The organism is Vibrio hepatarius (genome assembly GCF_043642085.1).
GTDB classification, from domain to species: Bacteria; Pseudomonadota; Gammaproteobacteria; order Enterobacterales; family Vibrionaceae; genus Vibrio; species Vibrio hepatarius_C.
Window position 1 is genome coordinate 216,338 of the sequence record NZ_JBHZSA010000005.1, and the last position, 21,875, is coordinate 238,212.

23 protein-coding genes are annotated in these 21,875 nt (G+C 45.3%); 14 read left to right on the forward strand and 9 right to left on the reverse strand.

Annotated elements, in window-relative coordinates; all coding sequences use genetic code 11:
- Position 1 precedes the first annotated feature (1 nt).
- The 8 genes from rplO to rplQ all read left to right on the forward strand — a co-directional run bounded on the left by rplO (position 2) and on the right by rplQ (position 4,927).
- A complete protein-coding gene (rplO, locus tag ACHUFZ_RS12875) occupies positions 2-436 on the forward strand; it encodes a 50S ribosomal protein L15 (protein WP_004410426.1) in 435 nt (144 codons plus the stop codon).
- A 20-nt stretch (positions 437-456) separates the two neighbouring features.
- Positions 457-1,791 carry a preprotein translocase subunit SecY gene (gene secY, locus ACHUFZ_RS12880; RefSeq protein WP_004410423.1) on the forward strand — a complete coding sequence of 445 codons (1,335 nt, stop codon included), beginning with the start codon at positions 457-459 and terminating at the stop codon, positions 1,789-1,791.
- Positions 1,792-1,830: 39 nt separating this feature from the next.
- Positions 1,831-1,944, forward strand: coding sequence for a 50S ribosomal protein L36 (gene rpmJ / locus ACHUFZ_RS12885; protein WP_000868186.1), 114 nt, complete (start codon positions 1,831-1,833; stop codon positions 1,942-1,944).
- Positions 1,945-2,091: 147 nt separating this feature from the next.
- Entirely contained in the window at positions 2,092-2,448 is a 357-nt protein-coding gene (rpsM, locus tag ACHUFZ_RS12890) for a 30S ribosomal protein S13 (protein WP_004410414.1), read from the forward strand.
- An 18-nt stretch (positions 2,449-2,466) separates the two neighbouring features.
- A complete protein-coding gene (gene rpsK / locus ACHUFZ_RS12895; RefSeq protein ID WP_126575281.1) occupies positions 2,467-2,856 on the forward strand; it encodes a 30S ribosomal protein S11 in 390 nt (129 codons plus the stop codon).
- 27 nt (positions 2,857-2,883) lie between these two features.
- Positions 2,884-3,504, forward strand: coding sequence for a 30S ribosomal protein S4 (rpsD, locus tag ACHUFZ_RS12900; RefSeq protein WP_004410410.1), 621 nt, complete (start codon positions 2,884-2,886; stop codon positions 3,502-3,504).
- A 24-nt stretch (positions 3,505-3,528) separates the two neighbouring features.
- Positions 3,529-4,521 (forward strand): DNA-directed RNA polymerase subunit alpha, encoded by a 993-nt coding sequence (locus ACHUFZ_RS12905; protein ID WP_004410407.1) that lies wholly within the window; start codon positions 3,529-3,531, stop codon positions 4,519-4,521.
- A 25-nt stretch (positions 4,522-4,546) separates the two neighbouring features.
- Positions 4,547-4,927, forward strand: a complete 381-nt coding sequence (gene rplQ / locus ACHUFZ_RS12910) for a 50S ribosomal protein L17 (RefSeq protein ID WP_004410405.1) — start codon at positions 4,547-4,549, stop codon at positions 4,925-4,927.
- A gap of 126 nt (positions 4,928-5,053) precedes the next feature.
- Here the strand turns inward: rplQ and ACHUFZ_RS12915 are convergent, their stop codons facing one another.
- Together ACHUFZ_RS12915 and ACHUFZ_RS12920 are read right to left on the reverse strand one after the other, a co-directional pair.
- The gene (locus ACHUFZ_RS12915) at positions 5,054-5,557 is read right to left on the reverse strand and encodes a DUF2780 domain-containing protein (RefSeq protein WP_394127478.1); all 504 of its coding nucleotides are present in this window, start codon (positions 5,555-5,557) and stop codon (positions 5,054-5,056) included.
- A 141-nt stretch (positions 5,558-5,698) separates the two neighbouring features.
- On the reverse strand, positions 5,699-6,319 hold the full coding sequence (locus ACHUFZ_RS12920) for an FKBP-type peptidyl-prolyl cis-trans isomerase (RefSeq protein ID WP_394127479.1): 621 nt from the start codon (positions 6,317-6,319) through the stop codon (positions 5,699-5,701).
- Between the two features lie 233 nt (positions 6,320-6,552).
- On the opposite strand from ACHUFZ_RS12920, the gene ACHUFZ_RS12925 reads away from it, so the two are divergent.
- Positions 6,553-7,119 (forward strand): LysM-like peptidoglycan-binding domain-containing protein, encoded by a 567-nt coding sequence (locus tag ACHUFZ_RS12925; protein WP_394127480.1) that lies wholly within the window; start codon positions 6,553-6,555, stop codon positions 7,117-7,119.
- Here the strand turns inward: ACHUFZ_RS12925 and ACHUFZ_RS12930 are convergent.
- The 4 genes from ACHUFZ_RS12930 to cpdB form a co-directional block, all read right to left on the reverse strand.
- On the reverse strand, positions 7,065-7,976 hold the full coding sequence (locus ACHUFZ_RS12930; RefSeq protein WP_394127481.1) for a DMT family transporter: 912 nt from the start codon (positions 7,974-7,976) through the stop codon (positions 7,065-7,067). The genes ACHUFZ_RS12925 and ACHUFZ_RS12930 overlap by 55 nt on opposite strands.
- A gap of 4 nt (positions 7,977-7,980) precedes the next feature.
- The gene (locus tag ACHUFZ_RS12935) at positions 7,981-8,433 is read right to left on the reverse strand and encodes a GNAT family N-acetyltransferase (protein WP_394127482.1); all 453 of its coding nucleotides are present in this window, start codon (positions 8,431-8,433) and stop codon (positions 7,981-7,983) included.
- 74 nt (positions 8,434-8,507) lie between these two features.
- Positions 8,508-9,065 carry a Crp/Fnr family transcriptional regulator gene (locus ACHUFZ_RS12940; protein ID WP_394127483.1) on the reverse strand — a complete coding sequence of 186 codons (558 nt, stop codon included), beginning with the start codon at positions 9,063-9,065 and terminating at the stop codon, positions 8,508-8,510.
- Between the two features lie 127 nt (positions 9,066-9,192).
- Positions 9,193-11,154 carry a 2',3'-cyclic-nucleotide 2'-phosphodiesterase gene (gene cpdB / locus ACHUFZ_RS12945; protein WP_394127484.1) on the reverse strand — a complete coding sequence of 654 codons (1,962 nt, stop codon included), beginning with the start codon at positions 11,152-11,154 and terminating at the stop codon, positions 9,193-9,195.
- A 261-nt stretch (positions 11,155-11,415) separates the two neighbouring features.
- Between cpdB and cobA the strand changes: the two genes are divergently transcribed.
- From cobA to cysC, 5 genes are read left to right on the forward strand one after another with little or no spacing between them, the layout of a single operon-like run.
- On the forward strand, positions 11,416-12,285 hold the full coding sequence (gene cobA / locus ACHUFZ_RS12950) for a uroporphyrinogen-III C-methyltransferase (protein WP_394127485.1): 870 nt from the start codon (positions 11,416-11,418) through the stop codon (positions 12,283-12,285).
- A gap of 28 nt (positions 12,286-12,313) precedes the next feature.
- Positions 12,314-13,246, forward strand: a complete 933-nt coding sequence (gene cysD / locus ACHUFZ_RS12955; RefSeq protein WP_134834315.1) for a sulfate adenylyltransferase subunit CysD — start codon at positions 12,314-12,316, stop codon at positions 13,244-13,246.
- A 20-nt stretch (positions 13,247-13,266) separates the two neighbouring features.
- Positions 13,267-14,694 carry a sulfate adenylyltransferase subunit CysN gene (gene cysN, locus ACHUFZ_RS12960; protein WP_394127486.1) on the forward strand — a complete coding sequence of 476 codons (1,428 nt, stop codon included), beginning with the start codon at positions 13,267-13,269 and terminating at the stop codon, positions 14,692-14,694.
- A gap of 25 nt (positions 14,695-14,719) precedes the next feature.
- Complete coding sequence (locus tag ACHUFZ_RS12965) at positions 14,720-16,444, forward strand: SLC13 family permease (protein WP_394127487.1); 1,725 nt, start codon at positions 14,720-14,722, stop codon at positions 16,442-16,444.
- Between the two features lie 12 nt (positions 16,445-16,456).
- The gene (cysC, locus tag ACHUFZ_RS12970) at positions 16,457-17,074 is read left to right on the forward strand and encodes an adenylyl-sulfate kinase (RefSeq protein WP_394127488.1); all 618 of its coding nucleotides are present in this window, start codon (positions 16,457-16,459) and stop codon (positions 17,072-17,074) included.
- Positions 17,075-17,135: 61 nt separating this feature from the next.
- Here the strand turns inward: cysC and ACHUFZ_RS12975 are convergent, their stop codons facing one another.
- The 3 genes from ACHUFZ_RS12975 to ACHUFZ_RS12985 form a co-directional block, all read right to left on the reverse strand.
- Entirely contained in the window at positions 17,136-17,597 is a 462-nt protein-coding gene (locus ACHUFZ_RS12975) for a chemotaxis protein CheX (protein ID WP_004410369.1), read from the reverse strand.
- Positions 17,598-17,614: 17 nt separating this feature from the next.
- Entirely contained in the window at positions 17,615-18,079 is a 465-nt protein-coding gene (zur, locus tag ACHUFZ_RS12980) for a zinc uptake transcriptional repressor Zur (RefSeq protein ID WP_071816269.1), read from the reverse strand.
- A 180-nt stretch (positions 18,080-18,259) separates the two neighbouring features.
- Complete coding sequence (locus ACHUFZ_RS12985) at positions 18,260-21,859, reverse strand: response regulator (protein WP_394127489.1); 3,600 nt, start codon at positions 21,857-21,859, stop codon at positions 18,260-18,262.
- Positions 21,860-21,875: the final 16 nt, after the last annotated feature.

Here is a 21,875-nt window from a genome sequence, read left to right on the forward strand (position 1 = left end):
AATGCGTTTGAATACTCTATCACCAGCTGCTGGTGCTAAGACTACTGCTAAGCGCGTAGGTCGCGGTATTGGTTCTGGCCTAGGTAAGACTGGTGGCCGTGGCCACAAAGGTCAAAAGTCACGTTCTGGCGGTTCAGTTCGTCCAGGTTTTGAAGGCGGTCAGATGCCTCTAAAACAACGTCTACCAAAATTCGGTTTCACTTCTCGTAAGAGCCTAGTGTCTGCTGAAGTTCGTCTAGCTGAGCTAGCGAAAGTAACTGGTGACGTAGTAGATCTAAACAGCCTTAAAGCTGCTAACGTTATCACTAAGAACATCGAATTTGTAAAAGTTGTTCTATCTGGTGAAATTAACAAAGCAGTGACTGTTAAAGGTCTACGTGTGACTAAAGGCGCTAAAGCTGCAATCGAAGCTGCAGGCGGTAAAATCGAGGAATAATCTCGAGGAACGAGGTACAGATGGCTAAGAAACCAGGTCAAGATTTTCGTAGTGCTCAGAGCGGCTTAAGTGAACTAAAGTCGCGCTTATTATTCGTAATTGGTGCACTTTTAGTATTCCGAGCAGGCTCTTTTGTGCCGATCCCTGGTATTGACGCTGCTGTACTTGCCGATTTGTTCGAACAGCAAAAAGGTACCATCGTTGAAATGTTTAACATGTTCTCCGGTGGTGCTCTTGAGCGTGCATCTATATTAGCGTTGGGCATCATGCCGTATATTTCGGCATCTATTGTTGTCCAACTGCTAACTGTAGTTCATCCAGCGTTAGCTGAACTCAAAAAAGAGGGTGAAGCAGGCCGTCGTAAGATCAGCCAATATACACGCTACGGCACGCTTGTACTTGCAACATTCCAAGCTATTGGTATCGCAACAGGCCTACCAAACATGGTCGATAATCTGGTTGTTATCAACCAAACCATGTTTACGCTAATTGCGACCGTAAGTTTAGTAACCGGTACCATGTTCCTAATGTGGTTAGGTGAACAAATTACAGAGCGTGGAATTGGTAACGGTATTTCGTTACTAATCTTTGCAGGTATTGTTGCTGGATTGCCTTCTGCAATCGGTCAAACAATCGAGCAAGCGCGTCAAGGTGAATTGCATGTACTTCTTCTGCTGTTGATTGCTGTACTAGCTTTTGCAGTTATCTACTTCGTTGTTTTCATGGAGCGTGGTCAGCGTCGAATCGTTGTAAACTACGCGAAGCGTCAACAAGGTCGTAAGGTATTTGCTGCGCAAAGCACTCACTTGCCACTTAAAATTAATATGGCAGGTGTTATTCCAGCAATCTTTGCTTCAAGCATTATCCTGTTCCCAGGAACACTGGCTCAGTGGTTCGGTCAGAACGGTGAGAGCAGCGCGTTCGGTTGGTTAACTGACGTGTCTTTGGCTCTTAGCCCAGGTCAACCTCTGTATGTAATGCTTTATGCAGCAGCGATTATTTTCTTCTGTTTCTTCTACACGGCGTTGGTTTTCAACCCGCGTGAAACAGCAGATAACTTGAAGAAGTCCGGTGCATTCGTACCCGGCATCCGCCCAGGTGAACAGACAGCTAAGTACATTGATAAAGTAATGACGCGTTTAACCCTTGCTGGTGCGCTTTACATTACCTTTATCTGTCTGATTCCAGAGTTTATGATGGTCGCGTGGAACGTACGTTTCTACTTCGGCGGTACATCACTACTAATCGTAGTTGTTGTTATCATGGACTTTATGGCACAGGTACAGACTCATCTGATGTCTCAACAGTATGATTCTGTGTTGAAGAAAGCAAATCTGAAAGGCTATGGCCGTTAATTCGGCGGTAGACTCAGATTTCATTTACGGAGTTTAGCAATGAAAGTTCGTGCTTCCGTTAAAAAAATCTGCCGTAACTGTAAAGTTATCAAGCGTAACGGTGTCGTTCGCGTGATTTGCAGTGAGCCAAAGCACAAGCAGCGCCAAGGCTAATTAGCAGAAATTTTTACTTGAAATATAAGGTAGTGTCGAGTATATTCCTCGGCCTACCTTTTGCGTGCAAAAGAAGTAGTATCCCGCAGCGTATCCATAACGGGCTTTGCTGCGGCTAATTCTTTTATGAAACACTAGGAGTGAATAATGGCCCGTATAGCAGGCATTAACATTCCTGATCAAAAACATGCTGTGATTGCACTAACGTCAATCTACGGCATCGGTAAAACTCGCTCTCAAGCTATCCTAGCTGAAGTGGGTATTGCTGAAGATGTTAAGATCAGTGAACTATCTGAAGAACAGATCGATCAACTGCGTGATGGTGTAGCTAAATACACTGTAGAGGGTGATCTACGTCGTGAAGTATCAATGAACATCAAGCGTCTTATGGACCTTGGCTGTTACCGTGGTCTTCGTCATCGTCGCAGTCTACCACTACGTGGACAGCGTACTAAAACCAATGCTCGCACCCGTAAGGGTCCGCGTAAGCCGATCAAGAAATAATCGGGAAGGTAGAGTACAATGGCTAAACAACCAACTCGCGCGCGTAAACGCGCTCGCAAACAAGTTGCAGACGGTGTTGCGCACATCCATGCTTCTTTCAATAACACAATCGTAACCATTACTGACCGTCAAGGTAACGCACTAGCTTGGGCTACTGCAGGTGGTTCAGGTTTCCGTGGCTCTCGTAAGTCTACTCCGTTCGCTGCACAGGTTGCTGCTGAGCGTTGTGCTGAAATGGCTAAAGAGTACGGTCTAAAGAACTTGGAAGTTATGGTTAAGGGTCCAGGTCCAGGTCGTGAATCTACTGTTCGCGCACTGAACGCTGCTGGTTTCCGCATCACAAACATCGTTGATGCTACACCAATCCCTCATAACGGTTGTCGTCCACCTAAGAAACGTCGCGTATAACGTTTTTTAGATTACTGGAGAAAGATCATGGCAAGATATTTGGGTCCTAAGCTGAAGCTTAGCCGTCGCGAAGGTACTGACTTATTCCTTAAGTCTGGTGTACGCGCGATCGATACCAAGTGTAAAATTGATAACGCACCAGGTGTACACGGCGCTCGTCGCGGTCGTCTATCTGAGTATGGCGTTCAGCTTCGTGAGAAGCAAAAAGTTCGTCGTATGTACGGCGTTCTAGAAAAACAATTCCGTAACTACTACAAAGAAGCTGCACGTCTTAAAGGCAACACAGGTGAAAACCTACTTCAGCTTCTTGAAGGTCGTCTTGATAACGTAGTTTACCGCATGGGCTTTGGCGCAACTCGCGCAGAAGCACGTCAGCTAGTTAGCCACAAAGCTATCCTAGTTAACGGTAAAGTTGTAAACATTCCTTCTTTCAAAGTTGCGGCTAATGACGTTGTTTCTATCCGCGAGAAAGCTAAACAGCAATCTCGTATTAAAGCGGCTCTAGAAGTTGCTGAACAACGTGAAAAACCAACTTGGATTGAAGTAGATGCTGGTAAGATGGAAGCTACGTTCAAGCGTATGCCTGAGCGTTCAGATCTATCTGCTGACATCAACGAACAATTGATCGTCGAGCTTTACTCTAAGTAAGGTTTAAACTAAAGAGAGGACACAATGCAGGGTTCTGTAACAGAATTTCTTAAGCCACGTCTTGTTGACATCGAACAAGTTAGCACGACTCACGCAAAAGTAACTCTTGAGCCATTAGAGCGTGGTTTTGGCCATACTCTTGGTAATGCACTTCGCCGTATTCTTCTATCTTCTATGCCAGGTTGTGCTGTAACAGAAGTAGAAATTGAAGGCGTACTTCATGAGTACAGCACTAAAGAAGGCGTTCAGGAAGATATTCTTGAAATCCTACTAAACCTTAAAGGTCTAGCTGTACGCGTTGCCGAAGGCAAAGATGAAGTGTTCATTACTTTGAACAAATCAGGCTCGGGCCCTGTGGTTGCAGGTGACATCACCCATGATGGTGATGTAGAGATCGCTAACCCTGAACACGTTATTTGTCACCTAACGGATGACAACGCTGAGATCGCTATGCGTATCAAGGTTGAACGTGGTCGTGGTTATGTTCCAGCTTCGGCTCGTATCCATACTGAAGAAGATGAGCGTCCAATTGGCCGCCTACTGGTTGACGCTACGTACAGCCCAGTAGACAAGATTGCTTATTCTGTTGAAGCAGCTCGTGTAGAGCAGCGTACAGACTTAGACAAGCTTGTTATCGATATGGAAACGAACGGTACTCTAGACCCTGAGGAAGCAATCCGTCGTGCAGCTACTATCCTAGCTGAACAATTGGATGCGTTCGTAGATCTTCGTGATGTACGTGTACCTGAGGAGAAGGAAGAGAAGCCAGAATTCGATCCGATCCTACTGCGTCCTGTAGACGATCTTGAACTAACAGTTCGCTCTGCTAACTGTTTGAAAGCAGAAGCGATTCACTACATCGGTGATCTTGTACAGCGTACTGAGGTTGAGCTACTTAAAACGCCTAACCTTGGTAAAAAATCTCTTACTGAGATTAAAGACGTACTTGCATCACGTGGTCTGTCTCTGGGCATGCGCCTAGAAAACTGGCCACCAGCGTCTATCGCTGAAGATTAATCGATAAAGTTAGAAGGATTAGGTCATGCGCCATCGTAAGAGTGGTCGTCAACTCAACCGCAACAGCTCACATCGTAAAGCGATGTTTAGCAACATGGCTAGCTCTCTAGTACGTCATGAAGTTATCAAGACTACACTGCCAAAAGCAAAAGAGCTACGTCGCGTAGTTGAGCCTTTGATTACACTAGCTAAGACTGACAGCGTTGCTAACCGTCGTCTAGCATTTGCACGTACTCGTGACAACGAAGTAGTTGCAAAACTGTTTAACGAACTAGGTCCACGTTTTGCTGCTCGTCAGGGCGGTTACACTCGTATCCTAAAAGCTGGTTTCCGTACTGGTGATAAAGCTCCAATGGCTTACATTGAGCTTGTAGATCGCCCAGCTGCTGAAGAAGCTGCTGAGTAATCAGGTTCGTAAGAACAAAAAAAGCCGAGCATTAGCTCGGCTTTTTTTGTATCTGCAATTCGACTCTGCCATTAAAAAAGGCCGATATGCTTATCGACCTCTTCTCAATAAACCCACCAGTTATTCTTACTGCCAAATCCCTGCTAAAGCTGAAGTCAGCCCGCTGCTGGCACCTTGAGCCTGAAGAGCATTGATGATTAAAGGCGTAAATGAGCTCACTAGCGCTGGGTCCATGCCCAATGCTGAGAATGCACTGTCTACTGCACCGCTGTCAGTGATCATTTTTGATAAGCCAGTGCTTTCAAGAACATCGTACCCTGGGATCAACGAACCGAGCTCTTGATTCTGACTTGAGCCTAAAGAGTTTTGTGCCAGTGCTAACAGAGAACCCACACCACCAATTGCTTGGTCTGAAGTGACATTGGTTGCTTGCTGGATTTGCCCTGCAAGATCGGTATCAGCAGCACCTTGTTGCCCCCAAGCACTAATCGCTCCGGTGAGCGCTGCTGTTGCAAGTGAACTGTATGCTGAATTGGTAGAAGTCGCTTCTGTTTGTGATTGATCACTTGTTGACTGACACCCTACTAGAGCAAGAACCAGTGCAGCAGTGACTACGACGCGCTTTTTCATATCATTTCCTTATAATTTTGTTTAACGTCATTCCGCATCATATACCTAATGGCGCGTGAAATGCTATGGGTGTGTTAATTCTATAAATAAAAACGGCGATACCTAGGTATCGCCGTTTTAAATATGCTTAATCGTTATCGATTAAAGAATGTCTAGTAGCTCTACTTCGAATACTAGAGCAGCAAATGGAGGGATAGCTGCACCTGCGCCACGCTCACCGTATGCTAGGTCTTGAGGGATGTATAGTTTCCACTTAGAACCTACAGGCATTAGTTGAAGAGCTTCAACCCAACCTTTGATTACGCCAGTCACTGGGAACTCAGCAGGTTGACCGCGAGATACAGAGCTGTCGAATACAGTACCGTCTGTTAGCTCACCGTGGTAGTGAACACGTACTTGCTTGTCAGAAGTTGGGATCTCACCAGTACCTTCAGTGATGATTTCGTACTGAAGACCAGACTCAAGTACAGTCACTTCTGGACGTAGAGCGTTATCTGTTAGGAACACTTCGCCGTCAGCTGCAGCTGCTTTAGCTGCTTCTTGACGTGCTGCTTCTACGCGAGTGTGTAGCTCTTGTAGTGCGTTGTTGATTTCGTCGATCTCGATCGCTGGCTGTTCACCAACTAGTGCTGTTGCGATACCTGCAGCGATAGCGTCAACGTTTAGACCTTCAAGACCAGAACCAGCTAGTTGCTGACCCATTTGTAGACCGATACCGTAGCTTGCTTTCTGCTCTACAGTCTCAAATTTAACTTCAGACATGGTGTCTCTCTTTATATGGTGTATAAAGGGTAAAGGATACCAGTAATAGCCGCGTGAGGAAACGTCAGTGGGTTGATACGCGGCGGCTAGCTGTAATGTGAGATTTAGATCGACTTTCAGCATGCTATTTGTCAATTTTTGGCGAGTAATGACCTGCTCGTGTGAAAATTCCTATACTCATAAGGTCTTGATTTTTTATACTGGTAGCGCAGCCCGTTTGGAGAGAAGGTGCGATGAATCGCAGAAAGAAAAAGAAGCAACAAGTGGATTACCTAGAGCTAGCGAAAGAAAAGTTCAGCTCGATTGATTGGCAACAGATTAAACAGCAAGTACTGACTAAATGGAATGTGCTGCCAAAACTACACCAGCGTGCATTGATGGTGTTAGTTCCTCTGTTGCTGATATTGCTTGTTATTCCTTTACCGGAGCCTCAGCAACAAGAGGAAACTGCCACTACGCCATCTCAACGAGTTGAAGTGAATATCAATACTCGCAGCTTAAGCGAACAAAAAAGTGCCGAGCAACAGTCGTTAGCTTCAGATGCTTGGAAAGAGTATGAAGTAAAAAGTGGTGATACGCTGGCTCAGGTTTTCCGCAATAATGGCTTAGCGATGTCAGACTTGAATGCACTGGTTAAGGTCGAAGGTTCCGATAAACCTCTTAGCCGAATCAAGCAAGGCCAGTTGGTGCGATTTAAGCTCGAAGAGAGCGGCCAACTTGATATTTTACAGTTAGAGAAGAACAATCAGTCTGTGATGTTTTTCCGCTTATCTGATGGTGGCTTTGGCCGTAGTAAATAGCCGCCACGATGTTTTAGACCATCGAGCAGTCCCTTCCAAGGCATTAGGGGGAGTATGATCATTACTATCCCTAATGTTGTCAGCCAGTTAGGCACTTCGTTAAACCACGCTATGCCAAACAGCGCGACAAAGACTAATCCCGAATTTTCCGCCACTGCAATGTTATTCGCCGGAGCGCGTCGATAGGCCATTACTGCCAGCCCGTTGTAGGCCAGTATCAGTCCTGCGCTGGTTAAGATAAGTAGGATCTGATTGAGTGATATTGGCGCCCAATGGAGCGTGGCTAATAACACCGACACCGGCAAAGAAAGCAGAGATGTCCAAAACAGTGTGCTAATGACGCTTTGGCTTGCTGGTAGCTTACGTGCCGTAATGTTAAATAAGGCTAAGGTCAGCGTTGTGCCTAATGCAAACATGGCAGCCCAGTGAAACTCAGTCGGTCTTAATACGACCATCACACCAACAAAGCCAAATAGGGTTGCACCTACTCGACGCACGCTTGGTTTTTCTTTGAGTAATAACGCTGATAGCGGCAACATCACCAATGGTGCAGCATAGAATACGGCGTTGGCCGTGGCTAATGTTAGATGGGTAATCGCGACAACCATGCAGCCGCTGCCGATGATGATCAGGTGGGCGCGCAATAGGTTTATTTTTGGATGTGTCAGTGCGCGTTGTTGTTTGCTCTGTCGCCACCAAAATGGCGCAATAACCAATGTCGATAACAACTGGCGAATAAAAATATATTGAAACGCCGACACCTCCCCATGAAGCAACTTTACTGCTACGTCGGATAGCGACGCCGCTAAGTTACCGAATACTAATAGTAGGATTGCAGAGTAGGTAGCCGAACGCATCGTGTTACTTATCCAATCTCATATCGATATGCGGTATGTCGTCTTCAAGGTACATTGCTGACGTTTGAACGAAACCATGTTTTTCGTAGAAGCTAGCAAGATGCTCTTGTGCACCAATTTCGATGCTCTCACCTGGCCATAACAATTCACATCCTTGCAATGCTTGTTGGAGTAGTTGATGACCAAGTCCGCCGCCACGTTTAGCTTCTGCGGTTGCTACACGACCAATACTAACCGATGGGTAGCTGATACCACTTGGCAGTAATCGAGCGCAGGCTATCAATTCTTCACCTTGGTAACCCAATAGGTGGTGGACACCCGCTTGGTGGTCTTTGTCATCAAGCTCAGGGTAAGGGCAGGTTTGTTCAACAACAAATACGTTAACTCTGAGCTTGAGAAGTTGATAAAGCTGGTTGGTGGTTAAATCTGAAAAAGGGGTAAGTTGCCAAGTGATCATGCGGTTTCGTCTTCAATAAGTGATAAAGCGAATCTAGCAAGCCACTACCTCGGCTGCATTAACAATTGTTAACTTTATTGACGATTTTTGATCCGACTTAAACTGATCGGAGTGATACCCAAATACGCCGCAATTTGGTAATCATTCAATCGCTCTAGTAGCTCAGGATAGTGCTGACAGAACAGTTCATAGCGTTCTTCAGGACTGTAAAGCAGCATAAAGCGCTCTTTGTTCTCTTTATACATCAGTTGAGTTTCGAGCAGTTTAAGATAAATGCTGTGCTTCTCCTCGCGCCAAACGCGTAACGTTTCTATCGGCAGTGACAGAATTGAGCAAGGCGTAAGAGATTCAAGTAAATAAGGTGATGGTTGCTGCTTGATGAGGCTTTCAAAGCCAATTATCCAATCATTTTCCCAATAGAACTCTTTACTGAACTCTTTGCCTTTATCGGTTAAATAGGCCGAGTGACAGATGCCTTCAATCAGAAAGTGTATCTCCGAGGCGACTTCCCCTTGATGAAGCAAAATATGCCGGGTAGGAAGCTCAATAAATTGTGCACTGTCAGATAACTGAGTAATTTCTTGCTGGGTAAAGCTGTTATTAGCCAACTGCTGTTGGAAAGCGTCAAACATAGTCAAATTCAGTGGATAAAAGTGATAGCCAAGAGTGTAGCGTAAATCCTTCTCAGGGTGTGAGAGGGATGAAAATACAAAAAAGCCGCAACTTGGGGTCGCGGCTTTGAGTGCTTCCAATCAGAAATTATTTCTGTAGGTCGATCTGGTATACAGCGAAACCAACATCGTCAGTGCCAACACGTTTCATTGGGTATTGACCTTTCTCTTCGATAAACTTCGCCGCTTTATCGCTTGGTGAAGTTTCAAAGCGGATGTCTAGCTGCTTATCAGATTTGATTGGTGCAAATGTCCAGTTGTTGTCTGCACTCGGCGTGAACTCGCCTTTCTCATTACTTACACGAGTGATATAAGAAGCGATAACAGAACGGTTTTCATCTGGAGAGTCGAAAGCGACAAACTCAGAACCAGTTCCAGGAAACTTGTTGCTGTATGCACGGTAGTTGTTCGTCGCGATAATGAAGTCTTGCTTCATATCGATTGGCTTACCTTGGTAAGTTAGACCAACAATACGCTCTGCGCCATCGTTAATTAGCTTACAGTCACCATCGTATTTCGCTGGCTTAGTCACATCGATTTGGTAGTTCAGGCCGTCAATAACGTCGAAGTTATAAGTACGGAAACCATCCCAGTCTATCAGGCTTTGAGGCTCAGTGCTGTTAACGTCAATTTGCTTAAATTGACCTGCTGTACACTCTAGCCACTCCTTCACTTCTTTACCGCTTACCTTCATTGCAACTAGCGTGTTCGGGTATAGGTAAAGGTCGGCCGCGTTACGGAATGTTAGCTGACCAGATTCAACTTCAGTGAAGTTTGCTGGATCATTTTTACGACCGCCCGCTTTAAATGGTGCAGCTGCAGAAAGCACTGGGATATCAGATAGGTCAGGGTCGCCTTGGATAAAGCGCTCAACATAATCTTTTTGCGCTAGGTTAACGATTTGTACTGTTGGATCGTCTTGAACCAGTGCTAAGAAGCTGTACATCACATCATTCGCTTTACCAATTGGCTGGTTAACGAATTCACGCGTGCCTTTATGGTCACCTTCTAGTGCTTTAACCATATCCGCGTCTGCTTCCGCTAGAGATTTCTTGCTAGCTTTGTCAAAAATAGGGCGAGCTTCAGATTGGCCGTCAACCACAGTCCACTTGCCATCTTTCTCTTTTAATTCAAGATCGATAACACCCACGTGGCTACCCCAGCGACCCGGCATTACTGATGCCACACCATTGATAGTGCCTTTTTGGTTATCTACGCCTTGAATGTTGTCAAAGCCTTTACCTGGGAATACGGCGTGTGAGTGACCAAACGCAATCGCATCAATGCCTTCAACTTCTGCAAGGTAATAAGTCGAGTTTTCAGCGCCGTGCTTGTATGGATCAGAGGCAACACCAGAGTGAGGGATCGCAACGATTACGTCAGCGCCTTCTTTCTTCATTTGAGGAACAAGCTCTTCAGCTGACTCTTTGATGTCTTTAGCGAAGACTTTACCTTCTAGGTTTTTTTTATCCCAAACCATGATTTGTGGTGGGACAAAACCGATGTAACCCACTTTAATTTCATGTTCAACGCCGTCTACATCTTTAAAGGTGTGTGATTTGATGATGTATGGCTTGAAGTAGTGCTTACCTGTTTTCTTATCAAAAACGTTGGCACTGATGTATGGGAAGTCAGCATCGTTGATAGTTTCAGCTAGGAACTCAAGACCGTAGTTAAATTCATGGTTACCAATATTACCTACATCGTAATTTAGCTGGTTCATTGCTTTGTAAACTGGGTGTACTTCACCAGCTTCAATGCCTTTAGCTGCCATGTAGTCACCCATTGGACTACCTTGGATAAGGTCACCATTATCAACAAGAACGCTGTTTTCGACTTCCGAACGAGCTTGCTTAACTAGAGTAGCGGCACGAGTTAGACCAATTTTTTGTGACGGTTTGTCCTTGTAGTAGTCGTAATCCATGACGTTAGTGTGAATGTCAGTCGTTTCGACAATGCGTAGTTTGATTGTATCTGCCATAGCTGGGCCAGCCATAGTCAACATACCACCTAGTACAGCAAGAGACAGAGGTTTCACTGCTACTTTCATTTTTAAGCTCCGATAGCGTTAAGTTAGACGTCGCTTAATGTAACAAAACGGCATGAAACAATGACTTCAGTGAATAGTAAAGTGTGATCTTGACCAATTACTTTATGGCGTTCTGCCTAGAGTCTCTCAAAAATGATCAATTCGTAATCACTTATAACAAATCTTCTTATCAGAAATTGATATAAAAAATGAAATTTTAGAATTTCCGGTAATATAACTACAACGCCATAATGCCCAAAGAGAAATGGAAAGGGTGACATTATGGCGAGCAAGGATACGATCTCTCAATTCCCATTGAGTAGTCAGCACGCACAGCGCAGCAATCGAACAGATCTAAATTCAATAGGGCAGAGTCTCCTTGGTCAAGGTGAAGTCGCGCTTGTCGGCTCTGGGCCGGGTGATGTTGAACTACTGACACTTAAAGCGATTCGCTTTTTACAGCAAGCCGACGTGGTTTTGTACGACTACCTTGTCTCGGATGAGATTATGGCGCTAGTACCAAGCGACACCATTTTAGTTTGTGTCGGTAAGCGCGTTGGTCACCATAGTGTCCCACAAGAGAAAACCAATCAGCTATTAGTCGCCTTTGCTAAGCAAGGCCATCGCGTAGTTCGCATTAAAGGTGGCGATCCATTTATGTTTGGCCGTGGTGGTGAAGAGCTCGAAGTGCTGGCTGATGCTGGTATCTCATTTCAAGTTATTCCGGGCATTACCGCAGCAGCGGGTGCGACTGCTTATGCAGGGATTCCATTGACTCACCGTGATTATGCGCAGTCCGCGATGTTCATTACGGGCCATTTAAAAGCAGAAAGCGATCAGATGGATTGGTCAACGCTCGCTCGTGGCAATCAAACGTTGGTGATTTACATGGGGCTGATGAAGTCCGAGTACATTGAAAACCAATTGATTGAACATGGTCGCAACCCAGAGACGCCGATCGCCATTATTGAACGCGGTACTCAATCAACTCAAAGAATTTTTAAAGGTCAGCTTGCTCAACTAGCTGAACTTGCTAAAGACGCGCAATCGCCCTCTCTTATCGTCATTGGCGAAGTGGTGTCACTTTCAGAGAAGCTCGCGTGGTTCACTCCAGAGCCACAGCAACAACCTCAACAACGCCAATTTGCATAACTCATTATTTGATTAGTCGAAGCTCATGATGAGCCTTAAAGGAAGCACTAACATGGACCAAGAACGTTTAACCCACCTAAAGCAGCTAGAAGCGGAGAGTATTCATATCATCCGTGAAGTTGCCGCTGAGTTTGATAACCCAGTGATGATGTACTCGATAGGTAAAGATTCATCGGTGATGCTACACCTTGCTCGTAAAGCATTTTACCCAGGTAAGATTCCATTCCCGTTGCTGCACGTAGATACCGATTGGAAATTCAAAGAGATGATCGAATTTCGCGATCGTACCGCAGAAAAGTATGGCTTTGAGCTTTTGGTTCACAAGAACCCAGAAGGTCTCGCTATGGGTTGTAGTCCATTTGTTCATGGCTCATCGAAGCATACTGACATCATGAAAACTCAAGGCCTAAAACAGGCGCTGAACAAGTACGGTTTTGATGCTGCATTTGGTGGTGCTCGCCGTGATGAAGAGAAGTCTCGTGCTAAAGAGCGTGTCTATTCATTCCGCGATAAAAACCACACTTGGGACCCAAAGAACCAGCGCCCAGAGTTATGGAAAACCTATAACGGGCAGATCAACAAGGGTGAAAGCATTCGTGTCTTCCCACTATCAAATTGGACTGAGTTGGATATCTGGCAATACATCTACCTAGAGAACATCGAAATTGTCCCGCTTTACCTAGCGGACAAGCGCCCCGTTGTAGAGCGCGATGGCATGCTGATCATGGTTGATGATGATCGTATGGAGCTTCAACCGGGTGAGAAAATCGAAGAGAAGAGTGTGCGATTCCGTACTCTTGGTTGCTACCCATTAACGGGTGCGATTGAGTCAGAGGCAAATACCCTAACTGGCATTATTGAAGAGATGCTAGTCGCGACTTCAAGTGAGCGACAAGGACGAGCGATCGACCACGATCAGTCAGGATCGATGGAACTGAAAAAGCGTCAAGGTTATTTCTAATTAGGATCTAAGGAAAGAAAATGAATAGCGCAGTTGAAGCTCAACTCGAAGAGCTTGGTATCGAAGGATACCTAAAACAACATCAATACAAATCACTACTTAGATTCCTAACTTGTGGTTCAGTAGATGATGGCAAAAGTACACTGATTGGCCGCTTACTGCATGACTCTAAGCAAATTTATGAAGATCAGCTAGCGGCAGTTCACAATGATAGCCAACGTGTTGGTACAACCGGTGAGCGTCCAGATTTGGCATTGTTAGTTGATGGTCTGCAAGCAGAGCGTGAACAAGGCATTACCATTGATGTGGCATACCGTTACTTCTCGACTCAAAAACGTAAGTTCATCATTGCGGATACCCCAGGACACGAGCAATACACACGTAACATGGCGACAGGTGCCTCTACTTGTGATCTCGCGGTGATCTTGATTGATGCGCGTAAAGGTGTGCTTGATCAGACACGTCGTCACTCGTTTATCTCAAACCTATTAGGCCTTAAGCACTTTGTTGTCGCGGTAAACAAAATGGATCTGGTTGATTACTCACAAGATCGTTTTGAGCAAATTCGTGATGAGTACTTAGAGTTCTCGAAAAACCTGCAAGGTGAAACTGACATTCAGATTCTGCCGCTGTCTGCTCTAGAGGGCGATAACGTGGTGGAAGCAGGGCAAAACTTAAACTGGTTTGAAGGCCCGTCGTTACTCGAGATTCTTGAGAATGTTGATGTTGACCAGGACAAAGAAGTCGGCGAGTTCCGCTTCCCTGTTCAATACGTTAACCGACCAAACCTCGACTTCCGTGGTTTTGCCGGCACGATTGCAGCAGGCTCTGTGAAGGTAGGTGATGAAGTAAAAGCACTACCTTCTGGTAAAACATCGAAAGTGGCTCGCATTGTGACATTTGATGGTGACTTAGAGCAGGCTCAAGCGGGTCTAGCGGTAACGCTGACGCTTGAAGATGAGATTGATATCAGCCGTGGTGACTTAATTGTGCTGGAGAATGCACAGGTTGAGTCGAGCAATCACTTGCTTGCGGATGTGGTATGGATGACTGAGCAAGCGCTACAGCCGGGCCGTGAATATGACATCAAGATCGCGGGTAAGAAAACCGTAGGTCGCGTTGAATCCATTCGTCATCAATACGATATCAATAACCTGTCGACCCACAGTGCGGTTGAGTTACCACTTAATGGTATTGGATTGTGTGAGTGGACGCTAACCGAGTCTGTGGCACTGGATAACTATCTAGCCAGCCAAGACACAGGAGGCTTTATCATCATTGATCGCCTAACCAACGTTACCGTCGGTTCAGGTCTAGTGCGTGAGAGTCTATCTAGTGTCGAAACCAAAACGGCCGATATTTCAGCGTTTGAACTTGAGCTTAATGCTTTAGTTCGTAAGCACTTCCCGCACTGGGAAGCGAAAGATATCAGTCAATTGCTCAAGTAAACACTCAGAGTTACAAGGAAGCGTTATGTGGCAGCAAGGGTTTGTATTAGCAATTTTACTCGGCATAGTGACTTGCTTACTGACAACGCGAATCAAGCCAAGTCATATCTTTGCTGGCGCTGCATTTATTGCATTTCTGGCGGGCATGATTGACGTTAGTGAGATAGCGACCAATTTCACTAACTCTTCCTTGTTAACTTTAGTGCTGCTGATCTTAGCGTCAGCAGCACTAGAAAAAACCCGCCTAATTAGTTGGGTCGGCCGCTCTTTGTCCACTGGTTGTTTAGGCACCGTGGTGGCGAAGTTGGGCTTATCGACGGCATTATTGTCTTCATTTACTAACAATACAGCAGTGGTTGTTTCCTTGATTAGTGCGATTAAGCGCAATCAACAACATGCCCCGTCGAAACTGCTAATTCCGCTCTCCTACACCGCGATCCTTGGTGGTACCTTAACTTTGATCGGGACCTCCACCAACTTGATCATTAATAGCTTTGTTGAAGATGCTGGCTTACCAAGTTTGAGCTTTTTTGCTCCGACAATGATCGGTTTGTCAGTGTTGGCTGGCGGCTTGTTGATCTTGATCCCGCTCAGTTACTTACTGCCGAACTATGATGATCAAAACCAAGATGAACTGCCTTATTTCTTAGAGGCAAGGGTAGAGCCTGGATCGCCATTAGTTGGACGCAGTATTAGTGAAAACAATCTGCGCGCGTTAAGAAAACTGTTTTTAGCCGAAGTGGTGCGTGATGGAGAAACGATGCCATCCGTCGAGCCTGACTTTGTCTTGCAAGCTCGAGATAGGTTGCTGTTCTGTGGTGATATTGAAAGTGTTGCGACGTTGCAAGAAATTCAAGGTCTAACGCTATTTGGTCAGCACCACTTAAATGGCCAGGGCTTCGTTGAAGTCGTGGTGAGTTCATCGGCCAGTTTTTGTAATAAGACTTTAAAATCGAGTCACTTCCGCGATCGTTTCGATGCGGTTGTCGTTGCGATTCGTCGTGGTCATGAGCGCTTACAAGGTGGCTTAGGTAACATCACTTTGAATGCGGGTGATACCTTGGTGCTAGTACCAGGTAAGCGCTTTGAGCAAGAAAAGCAAGCGCATCGCAAAGAGTTTGTATTAATCAATGATTTAGATTCTAGTGCTCGTTTAGATGCCAACAAATCAGCGCTGGTGCTGGTGGGCTTTGCGAGTGTGATTGCATTAGCTTTGCTCGATATGGTGCCACTGATTAAAGGTCTATCTGTCTATTTACTGGCTGCTCTGTTTAGCGGAGTGATTCAACTGGGTGAATTACGTCGCCGTTTCCCGATCGATATTGTCGTTATCGTCGGTTCTGCACTCTCTATTGCCCAACTTATGTTATCGACTGGCTTATCGGTCAGCTTAGGCCAGATGTTTATTGAAGGCTTTAACGGTTGGGGAGTATTTGGCGCACTGGTCGCGACTTACTTGTTAACGCTGATTTTGACTGAGCTTGTGACCAACAATGCGGCAGCAGCTTTGGCCTTTCCGATTGGCTATAGCATGGCGGTAGGCTATGGCGTCGACCCGATGCCTTTTATTATGGCAGTGCTGTTTGGTGCTAGCGCAAGCTTTATCTCTCCCTATGGCTATCAGACTAATTTACTGGTCTATAGCGTAGGTAATTATAAATTAACGGACTATGTTCGAATCGGGATTCCTATTTCAATTGTTTACTCTGTACTAGTGTTAACGCTTATCCCGATCTTCTTCCCGTTTTAAAAGGACGCAATTATGACGACGGAGACTCCCGTTAAAGACGAAAACGTAGTGTGGCATCAACATGCGATCGACAAAACGTTTCGTTCTCAGCTTAAAAAACAGAAGCCAGTTGTGCTTTGGTTTACTGGATTATCGGGTGCTGGCAAATCAACGGTTGCTGGTGCACTGGAAACTCGCTTAGCGAAGTCGGGTTACCATACTTATCTATTAGATGGTGATAACGTTCGTCATGGGTTATGTAGTGATCTTGGTTTCTCTGAGCAAGATCGCCGCGAGAACATCCGTCGTATTGGTGAGTTGGCTAAGTTAATGGCTGATGCAGGTCTGATTGTTTTGTCGGCGTTTATCTCACCGCACCGCGCGGAACGGCAATTGGTAAGAGAAATGCTTCCACAAGGCGAGTTTCTTGAGGTGTTTGTTAATACGTCGCTTGATGTGTGTGAGCAGCGTGATCCGAAAGGACTATACAAGAAAGCGCGCGCAGGAGAGATTAGCAATTTCACAGGTATTGATTCTGAGTATCAAGTGCCACTGAATCCTGAAATAGACTTACTGGCGGGTGAAAAAAGTATTGAGGTATTAGTCGATGACTGCCTTGCTGCGCTACAAGAGCGTGGCATCATCGGCTAAAAATAAAAAACGCTTCCTAAGGAAGCGTTTTTTATATCTAATTCAACATCAAAGTATTCGATTATTCGAAACAAATCTCGATGAATGCATTACCCCACTGAGATGAGAAAGGCATGATGATGATCGAGCCTTCACATTTGTGGCGAATGGTATGGCCTTTACCTGATACAACAACAGGAGTTGCCATATCAAAATCAAAACCACTTTCCGCAAGGATACGTTTCGCACCGCCAGTCACCATGTTGGTGATTTCCCCAACCATATCGGTCACTTCGTCATTTAAACCATTCGGGCGCTCGCCTAGCATGTTTTGCATGATTTCTAGAGCAAGGCTTTCGTCAAAGGTAATAGACATCGAGCCACGGCTTTGCGTGCCGACCATCCCTATTAAACCTGATACGTCCCCACGTGCAATTTCATCTTTCTTTACACGAGGTTTCTGTGGCTTCAATTCCAGTGAAGCCATCGTTTTTAAAACATTCATCAATGATGCTAAAAACGGGTTTACAAATTCAGCGCGCATAATCTTCTTCTATATCTTTAGTTCGCTTTGTCAGAGGAACATGACTGACAAATACCGTGTGATTCAATCACGTGATTAATGATGGTAAAGCCATGCTTTTCTGCATTATCTGCCAACAAGGCTACCAAACTATCATCTTGTAGTTCAATAACGTTACTGCATTTATCGCATATCAATAGATGCGAATAATGTTTATGAGCATTGCAAGAACAGCATTGGATGTAGCTATTGGTCGATTCAACGCGATGTATGAATCCTTGTTCGAGCAAAAAGTCCAATGCACGATAAACCGTTGGTGGCTTTGCTTGAGGTTCACTCAGCTTCAATTCTTCTAATAGCTCATAAGCACTGGATGCTTTCGGGCTTGCACAAATCAGCTCAAACACACGTTTTCGTTGAGTCGTGAGCCTTACGCCACGGGCAGTGCATATCTCTTCTATTTGTTTTACTAACTGCAGGTCCAAACTTATCACCATTACCAATGGACATTTTTAATAATATACCATTTATCGAGGTTTATCGTTCCTCATTTGGTAATATCTAATAGCTGTGTCAGTAAGTTACTCATTCTGGAAATGAATAGAACTGAAGGTAACTTAAGGCGTATAAGTTACCTTATCTACGAAAAAAACGATACCTACTTAGCGTAAATTGCTGATAACTCACTTTTGGCTTGTGGCTAAGATCTCTAATCCTCTCTCAAAATCAAACTCTTCCAATGCTTGGCTAAGCGAAGAAAGCTCGCCTGCGGACAACCCGATTTGTGCCCCAGATTCTAGCTCGTTGATGATAGTGACTGCCAATGTGTCACTTTGCTCAATCGCATTAAAGAGCTCTTGATACGTGTCAGGTTCATAGTTGTGCGCTTTTGTGCCCTGAGCTTGCGGTGCAACTTGCACGGCTAATAGTGCCGCTTCAATTCGAGAGACTAATTGATTAAGCGTACTAAGTAGTTCTTGTCGCAGAGTTTCATTGTCGAGGTCTTGTTCTAGCTTCGCACTTAACTGATGGATACTGTCTGCGCCAATGTTGCCAGCCACACCTTTCAAAGAGTGTATGTTGCGCTTGCGTGCGGCTAAATCATCATTGCTCAGCGCACTGTTTACTGCTGAGCTATCGATATAGGTGTCAGCAAAGCGCATCAGTAACTTTTTATATAGGTTGGCATTGCCACTCGTACGAGCAAGACCCGCTTTGATATCTATGCCCTCTATCGCAGGCAGTGTTTGTTGGGGCTGGTTAGTTTGGACCACAGCAGCCAGGGGTGTTTTAGGCGTGACCCATTTCGCGAGCGTACTGAACATGGTGCCGACATCAATCGGCTTAGCAATAATATCGTTCATCCCGGCGTTTTGTGCCTTGAGCTTATCGCGCTCCATCACGTTAGCCGTCATAGCGATAATTGGCATCATCTGATCGTCGAGAGTCTGCCTGATAAATTGCGTCGCTTCGTAGCCATCCATAATTGGCATCTGGCAATCCATCAAAATGCCATCAAAGTCATGCTGCTTGTAGAAGTCGACCGCCTCTTGACCATTTTCAGCTACAGTCACTTTAATTTGTTGCCCTTCGAGCAGCTCAACTGCCAGCTCTTGGTTTATCTCATTGTCTTCTACCAACAATAAGTGCGCGCCAGCAAGCTGTTGTATATTGGCTAACTGGTGCTGCTCTTGCGCTTCACTTCGGCTGATTCGGGTATTAGCCACTCCATAGAGAGCAATAACCGCATCAAACAGATGAGAAGCAGTGACGGGTTTATCAAGAATATTCGGCGTGGTTAATCCGCGCTGCATAAATGCATCATTGAGATCTTCTCGCCCATACGCGGTGAGCATAAGAATTTTAGGCTGGTGGTTATCTGGGAACTGTTGATAAACCGACTCGACTAAATCGATGCCATCTTTGCCTGGCATCTGCCAGTCAGAAATCAGCAAATCGTACGGGCTCTGTTGTTGGCTAGCGGTTTCTAAGGCGAGCAGGGCATCATCGACATTGCTGACACTCTGCGCGTCAAACTGTAGCGAGTGCAAAATGTCTTCGACGATGACTCTAGCACTGGCGTTATCATCGACAATCAGCACTTTTAATTTACCCAGCTCAACGGGCATGCTGATGTTATCTTGCTTTAATGCATGGCTGACTTTGGTCGCAATCGAGAAAGAGAAGCACGAGCCTTGGCCAAATTCGCTTTCGACTCGTATATCACCGCCCATTAATTGGCTGAGCTCTTTACTGATGGCGAGCCCAAGACCTGTACCACCGTACTTACGGGTTGTTGAACTATCGGCTTGGGTAAATTTGCTAAACAGCTTGGCGGTTTGTTCTGGTGTCATACCAATACCACTGTCTTGGACGCTGAACTCTAGCACTACGTCATCACCATGTCTTTTAGCCACGCGCACTGAAATTTTGATCTCACCTTTTTCGGTAAATTTCACTGCGTTGTTGGCAAGATTAATCAGTACCTGTCCAAGACGCAGTGGATCACCGACTAAGGTTGTCGGTACGTCACGTTCAATATGGATCAGTAGCTCCAACCCACGTTCAGATGCCCTCAGGCCAACAAGGTTAGTGATGTTGTCGAGTACGTTCTCAAGATGAAAATCGACGTTTTCAATATCGAGCTTACCAGCCTCAATCTTAGAGAAATCGAGAATGTCGTTAATCAGACCCAGTAGAGAGTCAGCGGACAATTTCACCTTGTGGATATAGTTACGCTGCGCTTTGGTTAAATCTGTTTTTAGGGCTAGGTAACTCATACCGATAATGGCGTTCATCGGTGTACGGATTTCGTGACTCATATTGGCCAAAAAGTCGGACTTAGCAGTGTTGGCTGAGTTAGCCTCATCACGGGCAATTGCCAGTTTCTCTGCAAATCGCTCTAGAGCAGCATGAGACTTATTGGCCAGCAACCCGAGCAGTAATAAGGTAAATAAGAAAATCCCTCCGCCTACCGCTAGATTGGTGGTGATATTACCCGAATCCTCTACTTCGGCCAGTTGGCTTTCAAAGCCTGGCAGGATGCTGTCGATGATCGCTTGATGACTTTGAGTCAGTGCTAACTCAAGTTGAGACTTTTCGCTGCGCAGAACAGTTAAGTGATTAAATAAGTTCAGGTAGTCTTGCGTTGTTTGACGCAGGGTATCAATTTGTAGCTGTTCGTCTTGAGTGACCACTTGTTCGTAGAGAGCCTCAAGTAATGCAAGTGCGGACGAAAGGTTGCTTTGCACTTCTTGCTTTAATACTGATTGGCGCTCTGATTCTTGGGCGATAGCGTAATCTTTATCGCTTTGTTGAGCATTGTTGATATCGGTATGCAGCAGTAACAGGTTTGAACTGATCGATAATTTATCGCTAATGGTCGCTTGTAGGCCTGAGACCGCTTGTTGGCTAACCTTTAGTTTCTGTTGTAAGTGCGTTCTGAGCTCAGTGGAGACTCTAAGCAACTCATTACTTGAGCGTTCGATTTGCGCAGAGATATTTGCTTGCAATGGCTTAGAGAGGTTACTCCAACTACGCAGTTGCACCAGTGCCGAACTATAGCGGTTCTTCGAATTCTTTATCAGCGCCAGTAGCTTTTGTGATTGCTCATCATCGAGTTGTGGTTCGAGTTGAGAAAGTAGTTTATCTGCTTTGTTTAATTCAAATTGCGCCGCATTTAATGTCTCTTGCTTGTCGGTCACCATGTAGGCTTTCTGTTTCGATTGTGAGTTCGCAATCAAACTGACTAGCCAATGGGCTTGAATAGCATTATCAGACTCATGATCGACTTTGCTACGTAGCTGATCGATATTAGTAATGCCGGACTCAATATAATCCTCGTGATCGATTTGCAGTTGTTGAACTAAGCTTTCGGTCTTTTCTCCTACTTGTGCCAAGGATTGCCTAGCTTGAAGAGTTTGCTGACTAAGGTCGACATACTGTTCAAACTGCTGCTGGTATTGAGTGATTATGCTTGGCGTTGAAGCAGGGGCGCCATTATTGACAGCAATTTCTGCAAGCTGCTGCGCTCGGCTTACTTTGTTTGCCATCTTCTCAGCTAGCTGAGGCTCAGCAAGACGAATATAGCTTTGCTCGATAACCTTAATGCTATCTAACGTCGAGAGTAACTGAGCATTATCTGCATAGTGGTCAATGGTCTCAAAGCGATTATTCAAGCTTATCCATCCCATTGTTCCCGCACCAAGTAGCAACAAAGACGCGAGGATAAAACCTATTAGGATGCGTTTTGAATCGAAAGAGTAGTTTGTTACGGAGTCCATTCTTGCCTCAATAGGG